Annotated in this window: 1 protein-coding gene; it reads left to right on the top strand. The window is 64.8% G+C overall.

From position 1 onward, the window contains the following. Nucleotides 1–21: 21 nt before the first annotated feature. On the top strand, nt 22–574 hold a 553-nt coding region (locus DXX99_RS11030), incomplete at its 3' end, for a zinc ribbon domain-containing protein (protein ID WP_240610920.1).

The raw sequence follows: 574 nt of genomic DNA, 5'->3' as shown, positions 1-574 counted from the left end.
TCCGGCAGGTTCATCAAGTCGGTGAGGCGGTACTGGCAGAAGGTGCGGGCAAGCCTCAAGCCAAACTCCCGCAGGTGGAGGGAGGTGGCCCACCGGGAAAAGCTTCAGGTGGAGCACCTTCTCCACATGGCCACGTCCCACTTCATAGAGGAGTGCGTGAGGCGGGGCGTGGGGGAGATAGCCATCGGGGACCTTTGTGGCATCCGCGAGGGCACCGACTGCGGAGACAAACTCAACCAGAGGCTGCACGCCTGGCCGTACCGGAAGCTCATCAACATGCTCAAGTACAAGGGGGCACTGGCCGGGATTGCGGTTCGGGACGACGTGAACGAGAGGAGCACTTCTGTGCGCTGTCACGCCTGCGGGCGCGTACTGCCCTCCAACCGGAAGCACCGGGGGCTTTATGTGTGTTCCTGCGGCTGGGGGGCGCAGGCGGACGTGAACGGCGCCTTAAACATCTTCGAGAGGGCGTACGAGGTATCTCCCGTGAAGGGGAGTAGTGGCCGTGTGGCGCGGCCCGTGGTCCTGTCGCTCCGCCTGGGGTGGCACGGGGTCCACGAACCGGAGCGCAAGG

The sequence above is a fragment of the Ammonifex thiophilus genome, from assembly GCF_003368535.1.
Classification (GTDB): Bacteria; Bacillota; Desulfotomaculia; order Desulfotomaculales; family Ammonificaceae; genus Ammonifex; species Ammonifex thiophilus.
This window is presented reverse-complemented; position numbering and strand designations above follow the sequence as displayed.